The organism is Thalassiella azotivora, assembly GCF_054781695.1.
Map to the genome: position 1 here is coordinate 132,284 of NZ_BAAGTX010000002.1, position 17,242 is coordinate 149,525.

23 protein-coding genes are annotated in these 17,242 nt (G+C 74.8%); 10 read left to right on the top strand and 13 right to left on the bottom strand.

The window, feature by feature from the left end; genetic code table 11:
• Positions 1 to 97: 97 nt before the first annotated feature.
• The 4 genes from ACYVQV_RS02215 (at position 98) to ACYVQV_RS02230 (ending at position 2,505) form a co-directional block, all read left to right on the top strand.
• Positions 98 to 274 (top strand): DUF6104 family protein, encoded by a 177-nt coding sequence (locus ACYVQV_RS02215; RefSeq protein WP_461021623.1) that lies wholly within the window; start codon positions 98 to 100, stop codon positions 272 to 274.
• Positions 275 to 353: 79 nt separating this feature from the next.
• A complete protein-coding gene (locus tag ACYVQV_RS02220; RefSeq protein WP_461021624.1) occupies positions 354 to 968 on the top strand; it encodes a GDSL-type esterase/lipase family protein in 615 nt (204 codons plus the stop codon).
• A 107-nt stretch (positions 969 to 1,075) separates the two neighbouring features.
• Complete coding sequence (locus ACYVQV_RS02225; protein ID WP_461021625.1) at positions 1,076 to 1,912, top strand: DUF4097 family beta strand repeat-containing protein; 837 nt, start codon at positions 1,076 to 1,078, stop codon at positions 1,910 to 1,912.
• Entirely contained in the window at positions 1,909 to 2,505 is a 597-nt protein-coding gene (locus ACYVQV_RS02230; RefSeq protein WP_461021626.1) for a PadR family transcriptional regulator, read from the top strand. Before ACYVQV_RS02225 ends, ACYVQV_RS02230 begins: the two co-directional genes overlap by 4 nt.
• A gap of 12 nt (positions 2,506 to 2,517) precedes the next feature.
• On the opposite strand, the gene ACYVQV_RS02235 is transcribed toward ACYVQV_RS02230, so the two are convergent.
• Entirely contained in the window at positions 2,518 to 3,483 is a 966-nt protein-coding gene (locus tag ACYVQV_RS02235; protein ID WP_461021627.1) for a zinc-binding dehydrogenase, read from the bottom strand.
• Positions 3,484 to 3,544: 61 nt separating this feature from the next.
• Here ACYVQV_RS02235 and ACYVQV_RS02240 point away from each other — a divergent pair, with 61 nt between their 5' ends.
• Positions 3,545 to 5,335: a DUF7800 domain-containing protein gene (locus ACYVQV_RS02240; RefSeq protein WP_461021628.1), complete on the top strand. Its 1,791-nt coding sequence runs from the start codon at positions 3,545 to 3,547 to the stop codon at positions 5,333 to 5,335.
• Here the strand turns inward: ACYVQV_RS02240 and ACYVQV_RS02245 are convergent.
• The gene (locus tag ACYVQV_RS02245) at positions 5,274 to 6,461 is read right to left on the bottom strand and encodes an NAD(P)-dependent malic enzyme (RefSeq protein WP_461021629.1); all 1,188 of its coding nucleotides are present in this window, start codon (positions 6,459 to 6,461) and stop codon (positions 5,274 to 5,276) included. The genes ACYVQV_RS02240 and ACYVQV_RS02245 overlap by 62 nt on opposite strands.
• A gap of 181 nt (positions 6,462 to 6,642) precedes the next feature.
• Positions 6,643 to 7,056 carry a S24/S26 family peptidase gene (locus ACYVQV_RS02250; protein ID WP_461021630.1) on the bottom strand — a complete coding sequence of 138 codons (414 nt, stop codon included), beginning with the start codon at positions 7,054 to 7,056 and terminating at the stop codon, positions 6,643 to 6,645.
• A gap of 49 nt (positions 7,057 to 7,105) precedes the next feature.
• On the opposite strand from ACYVQV_RS02250, the gene sodN reads away from it, so the two are divergent.
• Positions 7,106 to 7,513 (top strand): superoxide dismutase, Ni, encoded by a 408-nt coding sequence (gene sodN / locus ACYVQV_RS02255; protein ID WP_461021631.1) that lies wholly within the window; start codon positions 7,106 to 7,108, stop codon positions 7,511 to 7,513.
• A gap of 88 nt (positions 7,514 to 7,601) precedes the next feature.
• Here the strand turns inward: sodN and ACYVQV_RS02260 are convergent, their stop codons facing one another.
• Positions 7,602 to 8,114, bottom strand: a complete 513-nt coding sequence (locus ACYVQV_RS02260; RefSeq protein WP_461021632.1) for a hypothetical protein — start codon at positions 8,112 to 8,114, stop codon at positions 7,602 to 7,604.
• Positions 8,115 to 8,213: 99 nt separating this feature from the next.
• On the opposite strand from ACYVQV_RS02260, the gene ACYVQV_RS02265 reads away from it, so the two are divergent.
• Both ACYVQV_RS02265 and ACYVQV_RS02270 read left to right on the top strand, forming a co-directional pair.
• On the top strand, positions 8,214 to 9,908 hold the full coding sequence (locus ACYVQV_RS02265; protein ID WP_461021633.1) for an acetolactate synthase: 1,695 nt from the start codon (positions 8,214 to 8,216) through the stop codon (positions 9,906 to 9,908).
• Positions 9,909 to 10,460 (top strand): GNAT family N-acetyltransferase, encoded by a 552-nt coding sequence (locus ACYVQV_RS02270; RefSeq protein ID WP_461021634.1) that lies wholly within the window; start codon positions 9,909 to 9,911, stop codon positions 10,458 to 10,460.
• On the opposite strand, the gene ACYVQV_RS02275 is transcribed toward ACYVQV_RS02270, so the two are convergent.
• The 5 genes from ACYVQV_RS02275 to ACYVQV_RS02295 all read right to left on the bottom strand — a co-directional run bounded on the left by ACYVQV_RS02275 (position 10,435) and on the right by ACYVQV_RS02295 (position 13,900).
• Positions 10,435 to 10,848 (bottom strand): thioesterase family protein, encoded by a 414-nt coding sequence (locus ACYVQV_RS02275; protein WP_461021635.1) that lies wholly within the window; start codon positions 10,846 to 10,848, stop codon positions 10,435 to 10,437. The genes ACYVQV_RS02270 and ACYVQV_RS02275 overlap by 26 nt on opposite strands.
• Positions 10,841 to 11,278 (bottom strand): hypothetical protein, encoded by a 438-nt coding sequence (locus ACYVQV_RS02280; RefSeq protein WP_461021636.1) that lies wholly within the window; start codon positions 11,276 to 11,278, stop codon positions 10,841 to 10,843. The genes ACYVQV_RS02275 and ACYVQV_RS02280 overlap by 8 nt, the downstream gene beginning before the upstream one ends.
• A 2-nt stretch (positions 11,279 to 11,280) precedes the next feature.
• Positions 11,281 to 11,637, bottom strand: a complete 357-nt coding sequence (locus tag ACYVQV_RS02285) for a hypothetical protein (RefSeq protein WP_461021637.1) — start codon at positions 11,635 to 11,637, stop codon at positions 11,281 to 11,283.
• Between the two features lie 95 nt (positions 11,638 to 11,732).
• The gene (locus ACYVQV_RS02290) at positions 11,733 to 12,863 is read right to left on the bottom strand and encodes a type IV pilus twitching motility protein PilT (protein ID WP_461021638.1); all 1,131 of its coding nucleotides are present in this window, start codon (positions 12,861 to 12,863) and stop codon (positions 11,733 to 11,735) included.
• Positions 12,860 to 13,900, bottom strand: a complete 1,041-nt coding sequence (locus ACYVQV_RS02295) for a GlxA family transcriptional regulator (protein WP_461021639.1) — start codon at positions 13,898 to 13,900, stop codon at positions 12,860 to 12,862. The genes ACYVQV_RS02290 and ACYVQV_RS02295 overlap by 4 nt, the downstream gene beginning before the upstream one ends.
• Positions 13,901 to 13,993: 93 nt before the next feature.
• Here ACYVQV_RS02295 and ACYVQV_RS02300 point away from each other — a divergent pair, with 93 nt between their 5' ends.
• A complete protein-coding gene (locus tag ACYVQV_RS02300) occupies positions 13,994 to 14,167 on the top strand; it encodes a hypothetical protein (RefSeq protein ID WP_461021640.1) in 174 nt (57 codons plus the stop codon).
• Positions 14,168 to 14,248: 81 nt separating this feature from the next.
• Positions 14,249 to 14,323, top strand: coding sequence for a 50S ribosomal protein bL37 (locus ACYVQV_RS02305; RefSeq protein ID WP_369853652.1), 75 nt, complete (start codon positions 14,249 to 14,251; stop codon positions 14,321 to 14,323).
• Positions 14,324 to 14,411: 88 nt separating this feature from the next.
• On the opposite strand, the gene rsrA is transcribed toward ACYVQV_RS02305, so the two are convergent.
• The 4 genes from rsrA to ACYVQV_RS02325 form a co-directional block, all read right to left on the bottom strand.
• Positions 14,412 to 14,675, bottom strand: coding sequence for a mycothiol system anti-sigma-R factor (rsrA, locus tag ACYVQV_RS02310; RefSeq protein WP_461021641.1), 264 nt, complete (start codon positions 14,673 to 14,675; stop codon positions 14,412 to 14,414).
• Positions 14,672 to 15,298 carry a sigma-70 family RNA polymerase sigma factor gene (locus ACYVQV_RS02315; protein WP_461021642.1) on the bottom strand — a complete coding sequence of 209 codons (627 nt, stop codon included), beginning with the start codon at positions 15,296 to 15,298 and terminating at the stop codon, positions 14,672 to 14,674. Before ACYVQV_RS02315 ends, rsrA begins: the two co-directional genes overlap by 4 nt.
• 237 nt (positions 15,299 to 15,535) lie before the next feature.
• Positions 15,536 to 16,288, bottom strand: coding sequence for an alpha/beta hydrolase family protein (locus tag ACYVQV_RS02320; protein WP_461021643.1), 753 nt, complete (start codon positions 16,286 to 16,288; stop codon positions 15,536 to 15,538).
• A complete protein-coding gene (locus ACYVQV_RS02325; protein WP_461021644.1) occupies positions 16,275 to 17,168 on the bottom strand; it encodes an SOS response-associated peptidase in 894 nt (297 codons plus the stop codon). The genes ACYVQV_RS02320 and ACYVQV_RS02325 overlap by 14 nt, the downstream gene beginning before the upstream one ends.
• Between the last annotated feature and the right edge of the window lie 74 nt (positions 17,169 to 17,242).

The following is a 17,242-nucleotide window of genomic DNA, read 5'->3' on the forward strand; positions in this document are numbered from 1 at the left end:
CCCGGCGGCGCGGGCACCGTGGTGTCCGGAGGGCCCGCCCCGGGACGCCCGCGAGCCGGACGCGGGCGCGCACCCCGCACCGGACTAGGGTGCGCGCATGTACTTCACCGACCGCGGCATCGAGGAGCTGCAGGCCCGCCGGGGCGAGGAGGAGGTGTCGATCGCGTGGCTCGCCGAGCAGCTGCGGACCTTCGTCGACCTCAACCCCGAGTTCGAGACACCGGTGGAGCGCCTGGCGACGTGGTTGGCCCGGCTGGACGACGACGACGAGTGAGCGGCCCGGTGGGACGAGGAGGCCGTCGGGGGGAGCGCACGGCACCGGTGGGTGACCGTCACGTGGTGGGGAGGACGAGGTGAACGAGCAGGAGCCGGCTGCGCCGCGGCGGGTCTGCGTGGTCGGCGACGAGCTGGTCGCCGGCCTCGGTGACCCGAAGGCCCTCGGCTGGGTCGGCCGGGTCGCCGCCCGCACCCCCTGGGACTCCGTCACGCCGTCGGGGACGTACCCGCTGGGGGTCCCCGGTGAGGGCACCGCCGGCCTGCTCGAGCGCTGGTCGTCCGAGTGCGGTCGCCGGTGGCGGCCCGGTGACGACAACCGGCTGGTGCTGGGGCTCGGCGGTGCGGACCTCAGGCAGGGGCAGTCCCTGGCTCGCAGCCGGCTGAACCTGGCCAACGTCCTGGACGACGCCGCGGCGCGCGGCCTGCCCACGATGGTCGTGGGGCCTCCCCCGACCCTGGACGCCGCGCTCAACGAGCGGCTCGGCGAGCTCGCCGACGCGTTCGCCGACGTCTGCCACCGCCGGGACGTGCCCTATGTGGACTGCTTCGGGCCGTTGGCGGCGCACGAGCAGTGGTACGCCGACCTCTCCAGCGGCGACGGCCACCACCCGCTGCAGGCCGGCTACGGGCTGATGGCGTGGCTCGTGCTGCACGGCGGCTGGTACGAGTGGCTGGGGCTGCCCCGGCCCTGACCCGTCGGCCGCCTTCTCCCGCCACCCGGCGACGCGATATATCTTGACCTGCCTCGAAACGCGATATAGCGTGATCAGACACGATGTATCGCGGGAGGACGAGGGCGATGGCGGAGCGGTGGACGGTCTCGGGACCGCGGGTGATCGAGGTGGGCGGGCCGCAGGCGCCGCCCCGCGAGGTGCGGGTGCGTCTGGTCGGCGGTCGCGCCGACGTCGTCGCCCACGACGAGCTGGACGTGGTGCGCGTGGAGGTCGCGTCCGTCCGTGGCCGGGACCTCGTGGTGACCCGGTCGGACGGGGTGCTGGAGGTCGCCCACCCCACGCTGCGCTGGGAGGGCCTGCTCGATGCGCTGCGGTCCTCGTTCGGCCGGGACGACGCCGCGGAGGTGAGCATCGCCGTCCCCCGTGGCGTCGAGGTCCGTCTGGGGACGGTGGCGGCCGACGGCCTGGTGGCGGGCACGACCGCCCCGGCCCGGGTGCGCACGGTGTCCGGCACGGTGGTCGTCGACGGCGTCCACGGTCTCGTCGAGGCTCGGACCGTCTCCGGTGCGGTCGAGGTGAGGGACCAGCACGGCCCGTTGGTGGGGGACACGGTCTCCGGCTCCCTGACCGTCCAGGCGGCGTCGCTGCCGCACCTGCGGGCGAAGAGCGTCTCGGGCTCCCTGACGGTGGACCTCGCGAGCGCTCCGGCGACCCTGGCTGCGACGACCGTGTCCGGTGACGTCACGGTGCGCATCCCCGCCGACGCGGGCTTCGCCGTCGACGTGACGTCGGTGTCCGGGCACGTCGTCGCCGGCGGCCGGCGGCTCGCGGACCGCCCGGGCACCAACGGGGGGCACCTGACCCACGGCGACGGCGCGGTGAGCCTGCACGCGAAGACGGTGTCCGGTGACGTCACGCTGCTGCAGGCGGACGGCGCCCGGCCGGACGGGGTGCCCGCATGACGCCCGTCTTCGCGCACGGCCAGCTGCGCCTCTACCTGCTGCGGCTGCTGGACCAGGCCCCGCGGCACGGGTACGAGGTCATCCGCGCCCTGGAGGACCACTTCCAGGGGCTGTACTCCCCCAGCGCCGGCACCGTGTACCCGCGGCTCGCGCGGCTCGAGGAGGAGGGCCTGGTCGAGCGCGAGGACTCCGGGCGCAAGGCGGTCTACCGCATCACCGACGCCGGCCGTGCGGAGGTGCGGGCGCGCCAGGACGACCTCGCGGACCTCGACGCCGACCTGGCGGCCTCGGTGCGCCGGCTGGCCGCCCAGGTGCGTGACCAGGTCCGGACGGCGAGCAACGACCTGCGCGGCGAGCTCGCGGCGCAGGCCCGGGCCGCCCGGGCGGCGTCGCGGGTCGCGGGGTCCGCCCCACGGCCCGGGACCACGGTCGGGTCGTCCCCGGCCGAGCTGGCGCTGGAGCGGTTCCGCGGGGAGGTGGTGGGCCTGCTGCGGCGCTCACCGGTGTCGGCCGCCCAGGCGTCACGGGTGGACGCCGTCCTGGCGGCCGCGCGCGAGGAGATCCGGGACCTGCTCGCCCGGGAGCCGAGCTGACCGGACGCGCGCTCAGCGCGTCAGGACGACCTTGCCGAAGACCTCGCCGGAGGCCACGGCCGCGATGCCGTCCGCGGCCTGCTCCATCGGCAGGACGCTGTCGACGACGGGCCGGACGTCCTTGGCGACGCAGAAGCGCAGCAGGCGGTGCAGCTCGTCGCGGGTCCCCATCGTGGAGCCGACGACGTTCAGCTGCAGGAAGAACACCCGGTTGAGGTCGGCGGACGGGTCCGGCCCGGAGGTGGCACCGGACACCACGAGCGTGCCGCCGGGGCGCAGCGACTTCAGCGAGTGCGACCAGGTGGCCTTGCCGACGGTCTCCATCACGGCGTCGACCCGCTCGGGCAGCCGCTCGCCGGAGCCGAACGCGGCGTCGGCGCCGAGCTCGACCGCGCGACGTCCCTTGTCCTCGTCGCGGCTGGTGACCCAGACCCGGTAGCCGGCGGCCGCGGCGAGCACCACGAGCGCGGTGGCGACTCCCCCACCGGCGCCCTGGACGAGCACCGTGCCACCGGGCTGCAGGCCGGACTTGGTGAAGAGCATCCGGTAGGCGGTCAGCCACGCGGTGGGCATGCAGGCCGCCTCCTCGAAGGACAGCTCCGCGGGCTTGGGCACGAGGTTGCGCGAGGGGACGACCACCTCGTCGGCGAACGTGCCCTGGTGCACCTCCGACAGCAGCGACCGGCGGGGGTCCTCGGTCTCGTCGCCCACCCAGTCCGGGCTCGACACCACGGAGTGCACGACGACCTCGTTGCCGTCGTCGTCGATGCCCGCGGCGTCGCACCCGAGGACCATCGGCAGCCGCTCGGCCGGGAGCCCGACGCCCCGCAGGCTCCACACGTCGTGGTGGTTGACGCTGGCGGCACGGACCCGGACGCGGGACCACCCCTGCGGGACCTCCGGGGCGGGGCGCTCCCCGACCACGAGACCGCTCAGCGGGTCGTCGGCGGACTGGCTGGCGGCGTAGACGGCGAACACGGCGTCACGCTAACGCGCGGACCAGCACGCCGCACGGGCCCGGCGGCGTTAGCGTGCTCACGTGACGCAGCCCCCGACGGCGACCCCAGCGCCGCGGCTGCTCCTCGGACCGCTGCTGCGGTACGTCGACGAGCGGCGCGCGACCGTCTGGGTGGAGACCGACAGCCCCTGCGAGGTCAGCGTGCTGGGCGCCCGGACGCGGACGTGGACGGTGCACGGCCACCACTACGCCCTCGTCCAGGTCGACGGCCTGGAGCCGGCGTCCACGTACGAGTACGACGTCCACCTCGACGGCACGCGGGCGTGGCCGCCCCCGGACTCGCCCTACCCGCCGAGCGTCGTGCGGACGCTGCGCCAGGACGGCACCGTGCGCCTCGCCTTCGGCTCCTGCCGCCGCACGGCGCCCTTCGACACCGACGCGCTGCGCACCTTCGGCGCGGACGCGCTGGTCGCGATGGCCGAGCGGATGGCCGAGCAGGTGCGCGCCGACGGCGACCGCTCGGCGTGGCCCGACGCCCTCTTCCTCGCCGGGGACCAGGTGTACGCCGACATGCCGTCCGAGCCGATGGTCGAGCGGCTGCGTAGGGCGCACGCCGAGGCCGACGCGGACCACGAGGAGATCCAGGACGAGATCTGGGACTACGAGGAGTACACCTGGCTGTACCGCGAGAGCTGGACGCCGGAACCGGTGCGCTGGCTGCTCTCCACGGTGCCGACGTGCATGCTGCTCGACGACCACGACCTGCGGGACGACTGGAACACCTCGGCGTCGTGGCGGCGGCACGTCACGGCGCAGCCGTGGTGGCGTGACCGGGTGGTGGGCGCGTTCGCCTCGTACTGGGTGCACCAGCACCTGGGGAACCTCTCCCCCGACGAGCTGGAGGACGACCCGACGTGGCGGATGGTCCGCTCGGTCGACGACGACGCCGAGCGCACCCGCCGGCTCGACGAGTTCGCGTTCCGCTCGGACGCGGAACCCGGGTCGGCGCGGTGGAGCTTCCACCGCGACCTCGGCGGGAACGGCACCCGGGTCCGGCTGGTGGCGGTGGACTCCCGGTGCTCGCGCCGGCTGGACCCCGACGACCGGTCGATGCTCGACGACGCGGAGTGGGCGTGGCTGCGCCGCACCGTGCTCCCGGCCGACGGGGAGCGGCCGGTGGACCACCTCCTGCTCGGCAGCACCCTGCCGTTCCTCATGGTGCCGGGCATCCACCACGCCGAGGGGTGGGACGAGGCGGTCGCCCAGGGGGCGTGGGGGCGGTGGCCGGCCCGGGCGGCGGAGGTCGTGCGGCAGGCGATCGACCTGGAGCACTGGGCGGCGTTCCGGGCGTCCCTGCACCGGGTGGTGGACCTGCTGGCCGAGGTGTGCCGGGGGCCGCGGCCCCCGGCGAGCATCCTGCTGCTGTCCGGGGACGTGCACTGCTCGTACACGGCCCGCGCGCAGCTCGACGACGTCCCGCACCCGGGGACGGCGGTCCACCAGCTGACGATGTCGCCGTTCCGCAACCCCCTGCACCTGCCGCTGCGGCTGGCGAACCGGCTGGCGCAGGCCCGCCCGGTCGAGGCCGTCACGCACGCGCTGGCCCGCGCCGCCGGGGTGCGGGACGTCGCGGCGCGCTGGGACGTCGACGGCGGCCTGTGGTTCGACAACGGGGTGATGACCATCGCCGTCGACGGCCGGACCGCGACGCTGGAGGTCGAGCACGCGACGGTCGAGGGCGGCCGGCAGGTCCTGCGACGTACCGCCACCACGGACCTCACCGGCCCCGCCGCACCCCGCCGACGGCGGGTCAGCGCCGGGCGACCCCGTCCCGCCGCGCGGCGGCGGCGACCGCAGCCGACACCGCGCTGACCACGGACTCGTCGAAGACGCTGGGCACGATCTCGTCGGCGGTCGGGTTCTCCACGACCCCAGCGATCGCCTCGGCGGCGGCGAGCTTCATGTTCTCGGTGATGCTCGTGGCCAGGACGTCCAGCGCCCCGCGGAAGATCCCCGGGAAGGCCAGCACGTTGTTGATCTGGTTCGGGAAGTCGCTGCGGCCGGTGGCGACGACGGCCGCGTACCGGGCCGCGACGACCGGGTGCACCTCCGGGTCGGGGTTCGCCAGCGCGAACACCATGGCGTCCGAGGCCATCCCGGCGAGGGCCTCCTCGGGCACCGAGCCGCCGCTGACGCCGACGAAGACGTCGGCCCCGTCGAGGGCGTCCGCCAGACCACCGGTGACCGCGCGAGGGTTCGTGGTCGCGGCGATCCGGTGCTTGTGCGGGACGAGGTCGTCGCGGTGCGGGCCGATGACCCCGCGGCTGTCGCACACGACGACGTCCCGCACCCCGGCGCGGCGCAGGATCGCGCTCACCGCGACACCGGCGGCCCCGGCGCCGCTGACCACGACGCGCAGGTCCTCGATCCGCTTGCCGACCACCGTCGCGCCGTTGCGCAGGGCCGCGAGCGCCACGACCGCCGTCCCGTGCTGGTCGTCGTGGAACACGGGCAGGTCCAGGCGCTCCTGCAGGCGGCGCTCGATCTCGAAGCAGCGCGGGGCGGAGATGTCCTCCAGGTTGATCCCGCCGAACGTCGGGGCGAGGGCCGCGACCAGCTCGACGATGGCGTCGACGTCCGTCGTCTCCACACACAGCGGGACGGCGTCGACGTCGGCGAAGTGCTTGAACAGCAGCGCCTTGCCCTCCATCACCGGCATCGCGGCCCGGGGTCCGATGTCACCGAGGCCGAGCACGGCCGTGCCGTCCGAGACCACCGCGACGGTGTTGCCCCGACCGGTGTAGGTGTCGACCAGTCCGGGGTCGGCGTCGATCGCCCGGCAGACGTCGGCGACCCCGGGGGTGTACGCCAGGGACAGGTCGCGCCGGTCGCGCAGCGGGGTGCGCGGGACCACCTCGAGCTTGCCCCCGAGGTGCAGGGCGAAGACCGGGTCGTCCGGGTCGGGAGCGGGAGAGGAAGGCATCGCGTCAGCGGACATCAGTGACCCCACAAGGTTCTCGGTGCGTGCGTACTCGTCGCGCGGTGGGGCGACCGGGTGCGGTCGACGTGCGGTCCCGAGGGACCCCGCGGACGGCGCGGGGGTCACCCTCGCCTGTCCCGCATCGTGGCACAGGCCGGTTGCGCCCGTCAGCCCCGACGTCGCCGGTGTGACGCGGCCCTCAGTCGTGGGACGACCCGCCGCGGCGGTGGTCGCGCCGCGGCCACGGCGCCCGCAGCGCTCGCGGGCGGGGCCACAACCGGGCCAGGACGACGGCCACGACGTCGGCGTCCGGCACGGCGCCCACGGACCAGGAGTCCACGCCCTCGCGCGGGTTGTCGCGCTCGACCCACCAGCCGGCCCGCTCGCGGTGCACGGCGCGCTTGACCGACAGCGGCCGGCCCCCTGGCAGGCGAGCCAGGACCAGGTCACCGGCCCGTGCGCCGGCGTGCCACCGGACCAGCAGCAGGTCACCGTCGTCCAGCGTCGGGGACATGGACCGGCCGCTCACGCGCGCCGTCCCCGTGCGTCGTCGGGGCGCGGGGCCGGCACCCGCGCGCGGGCCCCCTCCCGCCTCCTGCGGCTCGTCGGGCACGGGGGTAGTGTCGCGGGGAACCCTCACGACGTCGAAAGGGACCACCGTGATGCTTGCTCGTCTGCTCCAGCCCGTCGAGGTCAGCGCCCACTGCGACCTGCCCTGCGGCGTGTACGACCCGGCCCAGGCCAAGATCGAGGCGGAGTCCGTCAAGGCGTGCATCCAGAAGTACAACGCCTCCGACGACGAGGTCTTCAAGGCCCGTGCGCTGAAGATCAAGGAGGAGCGCTCGGACCTCGTCAAGCACCACCTGTGGGTGCTGTGGACCGACTACTTCAAGCCCCCGCACTTCGAGAAGTACCCACAGCTGCACCAGCTGTTCAACGAGGCCACGAAGCTGGCCGGCGGTGGCGGCGGCACGAAGGCCAGCCTCGACGAGGCCGTGGCCGACCAGCTCCTCGCCAAGATCGACGAGATCGCCGCGATCTTCTGGGAGACAAAGAAGGCCGCCGCCTGACGCGGCACCTCCCCCGGCGCGCCCGGCACCCCGCACGGGGTGACCGGGCGCCCTGCGTTCCCCGTCACGACACGCGCGGTCGGGTGGGTCAGGGCTCCTGCTTCCGACGCCGTTCCTCGACGCGCTGACGCCGCCAGGGCTCCAGCGCCACGGCGATGCGCAGGACCTCGTCGCGCACCTGCTGCCAGGTGCCGCCGGGAGCCAGCGCCTGCATCGCCTCCAGGTCGCACCGCTCGACGGCACGCGACCAGCCCGGTACGTCGGACGGCAGCGGCGGGACGCCGGGCCGACCCGCGGCGTCGTGCAGGAGCACAGCAAGCGGGACGCCCTCGGTCACGTCACCGACACGCGCGACCAGCTCCCTCACGACGTCCTGCACCGTGAAGGCCCTCAGCGCCTGGTCCGCCGCCTCGGCGCGTGCGGTGTCTCCGTCGTACGTCGCCTGGACCAGGTCGCGCACGGGCACGCGCGGGCCGGTGTCGTCGAGGTACCGGGCCAGGGCGTCCCGGTGCTCGTCGAGGCGCCGCTCCACCCGTTTCTGGTACGCCAGGACGGCGACCACCACGGCCGCTGCCACGAGCGCGTACACCACGTACCCCATCCGCGTCTCCTCGTCGACGAGCGAACCGGCGGCCGCGAGCGCGCGACCGGCGTGTCGAGGGACTGCCCGCCGGCCGGCAGGGTCGTCTACGGTGCGCGCATGACGCCAGCCGAGACCCCGGACGCCCACCCGCAGGATGTCACGTCGGTCGAGGGCCACGGCGGGCAGCAGGTCACGCGGGTGGCGGCGGCCCACGGGGTGGACACGGTGTTCACGCTGTCGGGGGCGCACGTGTTCCCGGTGTACGACGCGGCGGTCACGCACGAACCGGGGCTGCGGCTGCTCGACGTCCGTCACGAGCAGACCGCCGTGTTCGCCGCCGAGGGCCTGGCGAAGCTGACCCGGCGTCCAGGGTTCGCCGTGGTCACGGCCGGGCCCGGGGTGACGAACACCGTCTCCGCGGTGACGACGGCGCACTTCAACGGCTCGCCCGTCGTCGTCCTCGGTGGCCGTTCCCCCGCCTGGCGGCGGGGCACCGGCGCGCTGCAGGAGATGGACCACGTCCCGGTGCTCGCCCCCGTGACGAAGCACGCCGCCACGATCGGTGACGCCGGCTCGATCACGGCGGGCGTGCACGAGGCGTTCACCGTGGCGACCAGCCCGCACCGCGGGCCGGCGTTCGTCGACGTCCCGATGGACGTGCTGTTCTCGCGCACCGACCTGCCGGCGGTCCCGGCCGTCGCGGCGCCGCAGGTGGCCGACCCGGACGACGCCGCGCTGGCCGCCGCCGCTGAGACGCTGTGCGGCGCCCGCCACCCCGTCCTCGTGCTCGGCAGCGACGTGTGGACCGCCGGGGCCGAGGACGCCGCGCGGCGGCTCGCCGAGGCGACCGGTGCGCCGGTCATCACCAACGGGATGGGCCGCGGTGTCCTGCCCGCGGGGCACCCCCAGCTCGTCACCCGGGCCCGCGGCGCGGCCTTCGGCGGCGCGGACGTCGTGGTCGTCGTCGGCACGCCGCTGGACTTCCGGCTCGGGTACGGCGTCTTCGGCGGGGCGGATGGCGCACCTCCCGCGCGCGTCGTGCACGTCGTCGACGCCACCGACCAGCTCGCCCCGCACGTGGACCTGGCCGCCGCCCTGGTCGGTGACCTGCCGCAAGTCCTGGACGTGCTCACCGAGGCGGTCACCCGCCGCGGCGTGGACGGCGGCGTCCGCGACTGGGCGTCCGGTCTCGCGGGCACCGCCCGCGCGGCGGTGGCCCGCGACGCCGAGCTGCTCGCCGCCGACGCCGACCCGGTGCACCCGGCCCGCATCTACGGCGAGCTGAACCGGCGGCTGGCCGAGGACGCCGTCGTCATCGGTGACGGCGGTGACTTCGTGTCCTTCGCGGGACGGTTCGTCGAGCCGCGTCGTCCCGGCGGGTGGATGGACCCCGGTCCGTTCGGCTGCCTGGGCACGGGCGCGGGGTACGCGATCGCCGCGCGCCTGGCCCGGCCGTCGTCCCAGGTGGTGCTGCTGCTCGGAGACGGCGCGGCCGGCTTCTCGTTGATGGACGTCGACACGATGGTCCGGCACGGCCTGCCGGTCGTCATGGTCGTCGGCAACAACGGCGTGTGGGGCCTGGAGAAGCACCCGATGCAGATGCTCTACGGGTACGACGTCGTCGCCGACCTGGCACCGGCGACCCGGTACGACGAGGTGGTCCGGGGCCTCGGGGGCGGCGGGGAGACGGTGACCCGTCCCGACGAGATCGGTCCGGCGCTGGACCGGGCGTTCGCCTCCGGCGTGCCGTACCTGGTCAACGTCGTCACCGACCCGGCCGTGGCGTACCCGCGGTCGACCACGGGGATCTGAGTGGCCACCCGCGGGGGTGACGACGTGGTGGTGCGCGCGGTCCGCGAGGACGAGCTGGACGCCGCGGGGCGGGTCGTGGCGGACGCGTACGCCGCCGACGGTCTCGCGCACGACGACTACCTGGACGTGATCGCCGACGCGCGCACGCGGGCCCGGGACGCCGAGGTGCTCGTCGCCGTGGACGGCGCCGGGCAGCTGCTCGGCAGCGTCACCTTCACCGTGCCGCCGTCACCGTGGGCGGAGCTCAGCGGTCCCGGCGAGGCGGAGTTCCGGATGCTCGGCGTCGCCCCCGGGGCGCGCGGTCGCGGCGTCGGCGAGGCCCTGGTGCGCGCGTGCGTGGACCGCGCCCGGGCGCTGGGCGCGACGCGGCTGCGGCTGTGCACGCAGCCGGAGTCGCTGGCCGCGCACCGCCTGTACGGCAGGTACGGGTTCACCCGCGACCCGCTGCGGGACTGGACGCCCGTCCCCGGGATCGACCTGCTGGCCTACGTCCTCGAGCTGCGGGACGCCTCCGGGGTCCCCGCGGTCAGGGCGCCGGCACCCGGGCGCTGAACCGGTCCCGGTCGACGACGACCCGGGTCACCTCGCCGGTGGCGACGAGGCGCTGCTCGCGGTCGTGCGCGACCACCTCGAGGCGTCGGAGCCGGCCGTCCACGTGCACGACGGTCGCCGTCACGGTGACCCGCCCGCCGACGGGGGTCGCGAGCAGGTGGTCGAGGCGCACGCGGCTGCCGACGCTGGTCTGGTCCGGGCGCAGCGACGGCGCGAGCGCGGCGCAGGTCGCCGCCTCGCACCAGGCGAGCAGCCGCGGCGTGGCCAGGACGTCGACGTCCCCGCTGCCCAGCGCGGCGGCGGTGTCGGCGGCGGTGACGTCGTGCTCGCGGACCGCCGGCGTTCCGTCATCGGACGCGGCGTGGGGGTGGTGTCGCTCCTCAGGCACCCCGCGACCCTACGCGGGAACGGGACGTGCGCTCGTCCTCGCCTCGTGACCGCAGCACCGAGCGGTAGGCGATGGCGCTCACGAGAGGCACGGCGCTGAAGACCAGGAACGGCCACGCGTGCCACCAGGGAGTCCCCTCGACCTCCGGCTGCACCCACGCGGCGTCCGCGTACCGCACACCGACCGTGTCGCCGTGCCCGGTCCGTCCCGGTAGGGAGTCCAGCCCGAAGGCCCGCTCGTCAACTCCGTCGGTGTCGAACCGCACCTCCCAGCCGTGCCCTGACCTCACGACCTGCCCGGTCGAGGTCTCGCCGCAGCAACCGAGCCACAGCGTCTTCGCTGTCATCAGCGCGACGAGCAGGACGAGCACGGCGAACGCCGCCACGCTCGACCGGTACAGGAAACGCACCCACGCCTTGCTGGGGCCCACGGCTAGACCGACAGGGCGACGAAGGTGGCGACGAAGAGCACGGCACCGGTGGTCAGCACCACGACGTCCCACCTGGTCCAGGGCTCGGGGGCGCCGCTCACCGTCCTCTCGACCTCCCGCACGAACACGAGCGGACGTGAGAACGCGATCGCCGTGCAGATGATCCCGGCGACGAGCGACGTCGACAGGATCCACGGCCACTCGCCGTCCAGGCGGAGCGCGGACACTGGCAACGCGGCCACCGGCCAGAACCCGAAGAACGCGGCGTGACCGTGTCGGCCGGGGAAGATCCTCACGAGCAGCCGGAGGAAGGCGCCCCAGATCACGACGTTCCCCACGGCCAGCACCAGGACGAGCACGGCAGGACCCCCCTGTTGATCTCCTGTCGGACCAGGCGACGCGGCGATCAGTCGTCACCGCGGACGACGCATCCTCGCGCACCCCGCCCGGCCGGTCAGGCGATGAGGCCGAGGCGGCGCATCTCCACGGTGAGGTCGTGCGGGTTGCTGGCGGCGGCCATGGCGTCCTCGAGGGTGACGACGCCGTCGCGGACCATCGTGATGAGGTGCTGGTCGAACGTCTGCATGCCGTAGAACCCGCCCTCCTTGATGAGCTCGGTGAGGCCGCTGGTCTTGTCGGGGTCGGCGATGGCGTCGGCGACGCGGCCGGTGTTGACGCAGACCTCCATGACGACGCAGCGGCCCTGGCCGTCGGCGCGGGGCACGAGCCGCTGGCAGATGATGCCCTTGAGCGCGCCGGCCAGCGAGAGCCGGACCTGCTTCTGCTCGTGCGGCGGGAAGAAGTCGATGATGCGGGTGATCGTCTCCTGCGCGTCGGTGGTGTGCAGGGTCGACATGACGAAGTGCCCCGTCTCGGAGGCGGCGAGCGCGGCCTTGACCGTCTCGGTGTCGCGCATCTCGCCGACGAGGACGACGTCGGGGTCCTGGCGCATGGCGGCGCGCAGGGCCGTGGCGAAGTCGGAGGTGTCCTGGTGGACCTCGCGCTGGTTGATCATCGACAGCTTGTCCTGGTGCAGGACCTCGATGGGGTCCTCGATGGTGACCACGTGCACCTCGCGCAGGGTGTTGATGTGGTCGACCATGCCGGCGAGGGTCGTCGTCTTGCCGGAGCCGGTGGGGCCGGTGACGAGCACCAGGCCGCGGGGCTCGAGGGACAGCGCCGAGATGACCGGCGGCAGGCCGAGGTCGTCGAGCGGGATGGCGCCGACGGACACCCGGCGGAAGACCATGCCGGCCGAGCCGCGGGACCGGAAGGCGTTGACGCGGAAGCGGCCGAGCCCGGGCTGGGAGTAGGCGAAGTCGGCCTCGCTGCTCCGCTCGAACTGGTCCCTGAGGTCCGGCCGCAGGACCTCCTTGATCATGTTCGCGGTGTCCTCGGGGCGCAGCGCGCGCGCCTGCAGGCGGCGCAGCCGGCCGTCGATCCGCACCCGCGGCGGGGAGCCGACCTTCACGTGCAGGTCCGACCCGGACAGCTGCACCAGCGACTGGAGGAACGGGATGACGGAGAGGGGCGCGTCGTCGTCCTGCGCTGCGGACGTGCCGGCGCCAGCGGTGTCGAGGCTCACCGTCCCCTGATCGGCGTCGCGGGGGGTGCACTTGAGCCCTGAGGCACGGGCACCCCGCTGCCCTCGCCGCCCCTGGCCGCATCGGCTGCCAGGTCGGGGCCGGCGAAGGTCCTCCGGTACGCCCGCGGGGTGGTGCCGAGGGCGGCGAAGTGGCTGCGCAGGACGGCCCCGGAGCCGAAACCGACCCGGCGGGCGACCTCCTCGACGGGCAGGTCGGTCGCCTCGAGCAGCTCCCGGGCCCGCTGCATCCGCTGCTGGTTGAGCCACGCCGCGGGCGTGGCGCCGGTCGCGGCGCGGAACCGGCGCGCGAACGTGCGCGGCGACATCAGGGCCCGCGCGGCGACGTCCTCGACCCGCAGGTCCTCGGAGAGGTGCTCGACCATCCAGGCCAGCGTGGGGGCCAGGCCGTCGTCGGAGCAGGCGGGGACGGCGGAGGCGACGTACTGCGCCTGACCGCCGTCCCGGTGCGGCGGGACGACCATCCGCCGGGCGACCGCGGCGGCCGCCCCGGCGCCCATCTCGGTCCTGACGAGGTGCAGGCAGGCGTCGATCCCGGCGGCGGACCCGGCGCTGGTGATCACCCCGTCGTCCTCGACGTACAGCACGTGGGGGTCGACCTTCGCGCCGGGGAACCGCTGGGCGAGCTCGCCGGCGTACATCCAGTGGGTGGTGCAGCGCCGGCCGTCGAGCAGGCCCGCCGCGCCGAGCGCGAAGGCGCCGGAGCAGACGCTGACGACCCAGGCACCCCGCTCGACCGCCTCGTCCAGCGCCCGCGTCACCGCGGCGGGCACGTCCTGGTCCCGCGGGTACGCGGGGACGAGGACGACGTCGGCACCGGCGGCGCGGTCGAGCCCGTCGGCGACGTCGAGCGCGAACCCCGTGGACGTCGGCACCCGCCCCGGCTCGGGGGTGACGACGGCGAAGTCGACGAGCGGGACGCCGTGCTCGCGCCGGTCGATGCCGAACACCTCGCAGACGACGCCGAGCTCGAACGGGGCGACCCCGGGCAGGGCGATCGCGACAGCGGAGCGGATCACGGTCCGAGCATGGCACACGCGTGGCAGAAAATCGACGAACAACGTCAGAACCGCCACTCGTGGCAGGATCGCGATGAGCGCACGATATCTGCCATGAACACTCTCGAGCTGGCCGTGACCCTCTCCCCCTTCGTCGCCGGCGCCTGGGCCGCCTGGTGGTTCCCGCGCTGGGCGGGCGGGAGCCACGACGCCCCCGCCGACCCGACCCGCGACTGGTCGTCCGGCGACCTGCCGACGCGTCCGTACCGGGACCTCGAGCGCCTCTGACCACGTTCCGGCCCGTCCGGGACCCCGCCCGTCGTGTGGGACGATGGGCTGCAGACCGGACCCGTACGGGAGGAGGAGCGCATGAGCAAGCGCGCCCGCAAGCGTCGTTCCCGCAAGGGCAACGCCGCGAACCACGGCAAGAAGCCGAACGCCTGAGCACCCCGACCGCCGGCGGCGGTCGACGACGAAGGGCCCCACCATCGCGGTGGGGCCCTTCGTCGTGCTCGGGGTGACGCTCGCCGCGTCAGCCCTCCATGTGCACGCGCACCGAGGTGATCTGCGCCAGGATCCGCACCCGCAGGGTCTCCGGGGCGGACTCGTGGCACGACCTGCGCACGAGGGCACGCAGGTGGTCCTCGATGTCGTACTCGGCCAGGCACGGGCCGCACTCGTCGAGGTGCTGCTTGATCTTCGCGAGGTCGTCCTGCGTCACCTCGGCGTCGAGGTACTCGTACACGCGGTCGAGGACCTCGCGGCAGTCGGTGTCGTGGTGGTTGCCGCAGCTCACGACTGCTCACCCTCCCCCGACGGCCCGGCGGGCACCAGACCCCGGTCGCGCGCGTAGTCCTCGAGCAGACCGCGCAGCTGGCGCCGGCCGCGGTGCAGCCGCGACATCACGGTGCCGATCGGCGTCCCCATGATCTCGGCGATCTCCTTGTACGCGAAGCCCTCGACGTCGGCGAGGTACACGGCGATGCGGAAGTCCTCGGGGATCTCCTGCAGCGCCTTCTTGACGTCGGAGTCGGGGAGCCGGTCGAGCGCCTCCGTCTCGGCGGACCTCAGGCCGGACGACGTGTGCGACTCGGCCCGCGCGAGCTGCCAGTCCTCGATCTCCTCGGACGCCGACTGCAGCGGCTGGCGCTGCTTCTTGCGGTAGGAGTTGATGTACGTGTTCGTCAGGATCCGGTACAGCCAGGCCTTGAGGTTCGTGCCGGGCCGGTACTGGTGGAAGGAGGCGAACGCCTTCGTGAACGCCTCCTGGACGAGGTCCTCGGCGTCGGCGGGGTTGCGGGTCATCCGCATCGCGGCCGAGTAGAGCTGGTCGAGGTACTGCAGCGCCTCGGCCTCGAACCGGGCCGTGCGCTGCTCCTGGCTCTCCGCCTCGGGGGCCCTGCTCGTGTCCTCGCTCATCACCGGGAAGCCTAGTGCCCGCGACGAGCCGGCGCCGATCGAGCGGAACGGGTGCGAGGTCACCGCCCCCGCGCCGGCTGTGTCCAAGCCGTGCAGCATGTCGTGGCAGCCTCCTGGTTCGACGGACCCGGGGTGGCGACCCGGGCAGTCGGCGCACCGGCGGACCGGGCACCTCCCTCGCCGTCAGCAACACCCGACCCGGCCGACGTCATTCCTGACCGCACGACCGGCCGCCGGTCACGGACCCGCGGCGGCCACCTCGTCCAGGAACGGCCCGACCGCCTCGGCCACCGCCCCGGCGCCGCGCAGGGAGTGGTCACCCGCGACGGCGACCACGCGCGTCCCCGCCGGCCCCTGGGCCCGCACGTCGTCCGGCCCGCCGAACGGGTCGCGCTCCCCCTGGACGACGAGCAGCGGCACCCGCGCCAGCGCCAGCTCACCGGCCCGCGAGCGCTCCGGCCGGCCCGGCGGGTGCAACGGGAACGCCAGGCACAGCACGGCCGAGGCGCCCAGCGCCTGCGCGGTGCGGCACGCCACCCGGGCGCCGGCGCTGCGCCCACCCAGCACCATGGGGACGGCACCGGCCGACGTCCCGGCCCGCACCGCGTCAAGGCCGTCCGGCGGGTCGGCCCGCAACGCCCCCAGCACCTCCGTCAGCCCCTGGTCGAGCCGCGGCGGCGGCGAGGCCACGCGCTTTCCGGCCACCCGCCACGGCTGCTCGACCCGCAGCACCAGCCACCCGCGGGCGACGGCGCAGGCGGTCGCGGCGACCAGGTCCGGGGCCTGCACCCCACCGCCGGCACCGTGGCCGAGCACGAGCAGGCCCACGGGACCGGCGCCTCCCCCGTCGGCACCCGCCCCCTCGACCCCGTCCACGTGCACGCGCGCGGGGCCCAGCGACGTGGGGACGTCCACGACCCGGTTCGGCTGCTGCGCGCCCGAGGCGCTCGGCCCGCCGTCAGGAGTCGGCCCGCTGTCAGAAGAGGGCACCGGTCTGCTCCTCCAGGACCTCGCCGGTGACCGGGTCGACGGCACCGACGACCTGGTCGAGCGGGATCGGCTCGACCAGCTCCGGCCCGCCGTTGCGCACGTCGTTGACGCGGGTGGAGACCGGGACGGCGACGAGGCGGCCGACGTCCGGCGGGGTCAGCAGCGAGCGCACCTCCTCCGGGTCGCGGACCTCCGGGTCCAGCCACGCGTCCCAGCGGTCGCGGGGCAGCACCCACGGCATCCGGTCGTGGACGCGCTCCAGGTGCCCCTGCGCCGGACCCGTGACGACGGCGAAGGTGGCCAGCCACGCCTGCGGGTCGTCGCCGTCACGGTCGGGATCGCGCCACAGCTCGTACACCCCGGCCAGCGCCAGCAGGCCGCCGTCGGCCTCCCGGACGAAGAACGGCTGCTTGCGAGGTCGGCCCCGCTGGTCGCGAGCCACCGGGCTGGGCTGCCACTCGTACCAGCCGTCGACGGGGACCAGGCAGCGGCGGGCGACGGCCGCGCGCCGGTACGCGGGCTTGTCGAGCAGCGTCTCCACCCGGGCGTTGATCATCCGCGAGCCCACCGAGCGGTCCTTGGCCCACGAGGGCACGAGGCCCCAGGTGAGCGCGCGCAGCTGCCGGACCGGCACTGGTTCGTCGGCCGCCTCGCCTGCCGTCTCGTCCGAGGCCCCGTCCGGTTCCTGTGCGGGGTCCGCTCCCACCCCGCCGGTGCTGTCCGGTCGCGGGCGCCGCTCGAGGACCACCGGTGCCGTCTTCGTCGGCGCCACGTTCCAGTCGGCCTGGACCCCACCCGCCTCCGCGGTCCGGTCCTCCTCGACCTCCAGCTCCTCGACGAGGTCCTCCGGGCTCCGGCTCGCCGCATACCGTCCGCACACGCTGCCAGCCTGCCAGGCCCGGGCGACACCCACCGGTCGACCGCCCGGCGGCCCCGGGCGCCCTCCGCCGGACG

Excerpts from the sequence above, each read along its gene's own strand:
- ACYVQV_RS02215 (WP_461021623.1), top strand. The coding sequence starts at position 98 with ATGTACTTCACCGACCGCGGCATCGAGGAGCTGCAGGCCCGCCGGGGC.
- ACYVQV_RS02225 (WP_461021625.1), top strand. The coding sequence starts at position 1,076 with ATGGCGGAGCGGTGGACGGTCTCGGGACCGCGGGTGATCGAGGTGGGC.
- ACYVQV_RS02230 (WP_461021626.1), top strand. The coding sequence starts at position 1,909 with ATGACGCCCGTCTTCGCGCACGGCCAGCTGCGCCTCTACCTGCTGCGG.
- ACYVQV_RS02245 (WP_461021629.1), bottom strand. The coding sequence starts at position 6,461 with ATGTCCGCTGACGCGATGCCTTCCTCTCCCGCTCCCGACCCGGACGAC.
- sodN (WP_461021631.1), top strand. The coding sequence starts at position 7,106 with ATGCTTGCTCGTCTGCTCCAGCCCGTCGAGGTCAGCGCCCACTGCGAC.
- ACYVQV_RS02260 (WP_461021632.1), bottom strand. The coding sequence starts at position 8,114 with ATGGGGTACGTGGTGTACGCGCTCGTGGCAGCGGCCGTGGTGGTCGCC.
- ACYVQV_RS02265 (WP_461021633.1), top strand. The coding sequence starts at position 8,214 with ATGACGCCAGCCGAGACCCCGGACGCCCACCCGCAGGATGTCACGTCG.
- ACYVQV_RS02300 (WP_461021640.1), top strand. The coding sequence starts at position 13,994 with ATGAACACTCTCGAGCTGGCCGTGACCCTCTCCCCCTTCGTCGCCGGC.
- ACYVQV_RS02315 (WP_461021642.1), bottom strand. The coding sequence starts at position 15,298 with ATGAGCGAGGACACGAGCAGGGCCCCCGAGGCGGAGAGCCAGGAGCAG.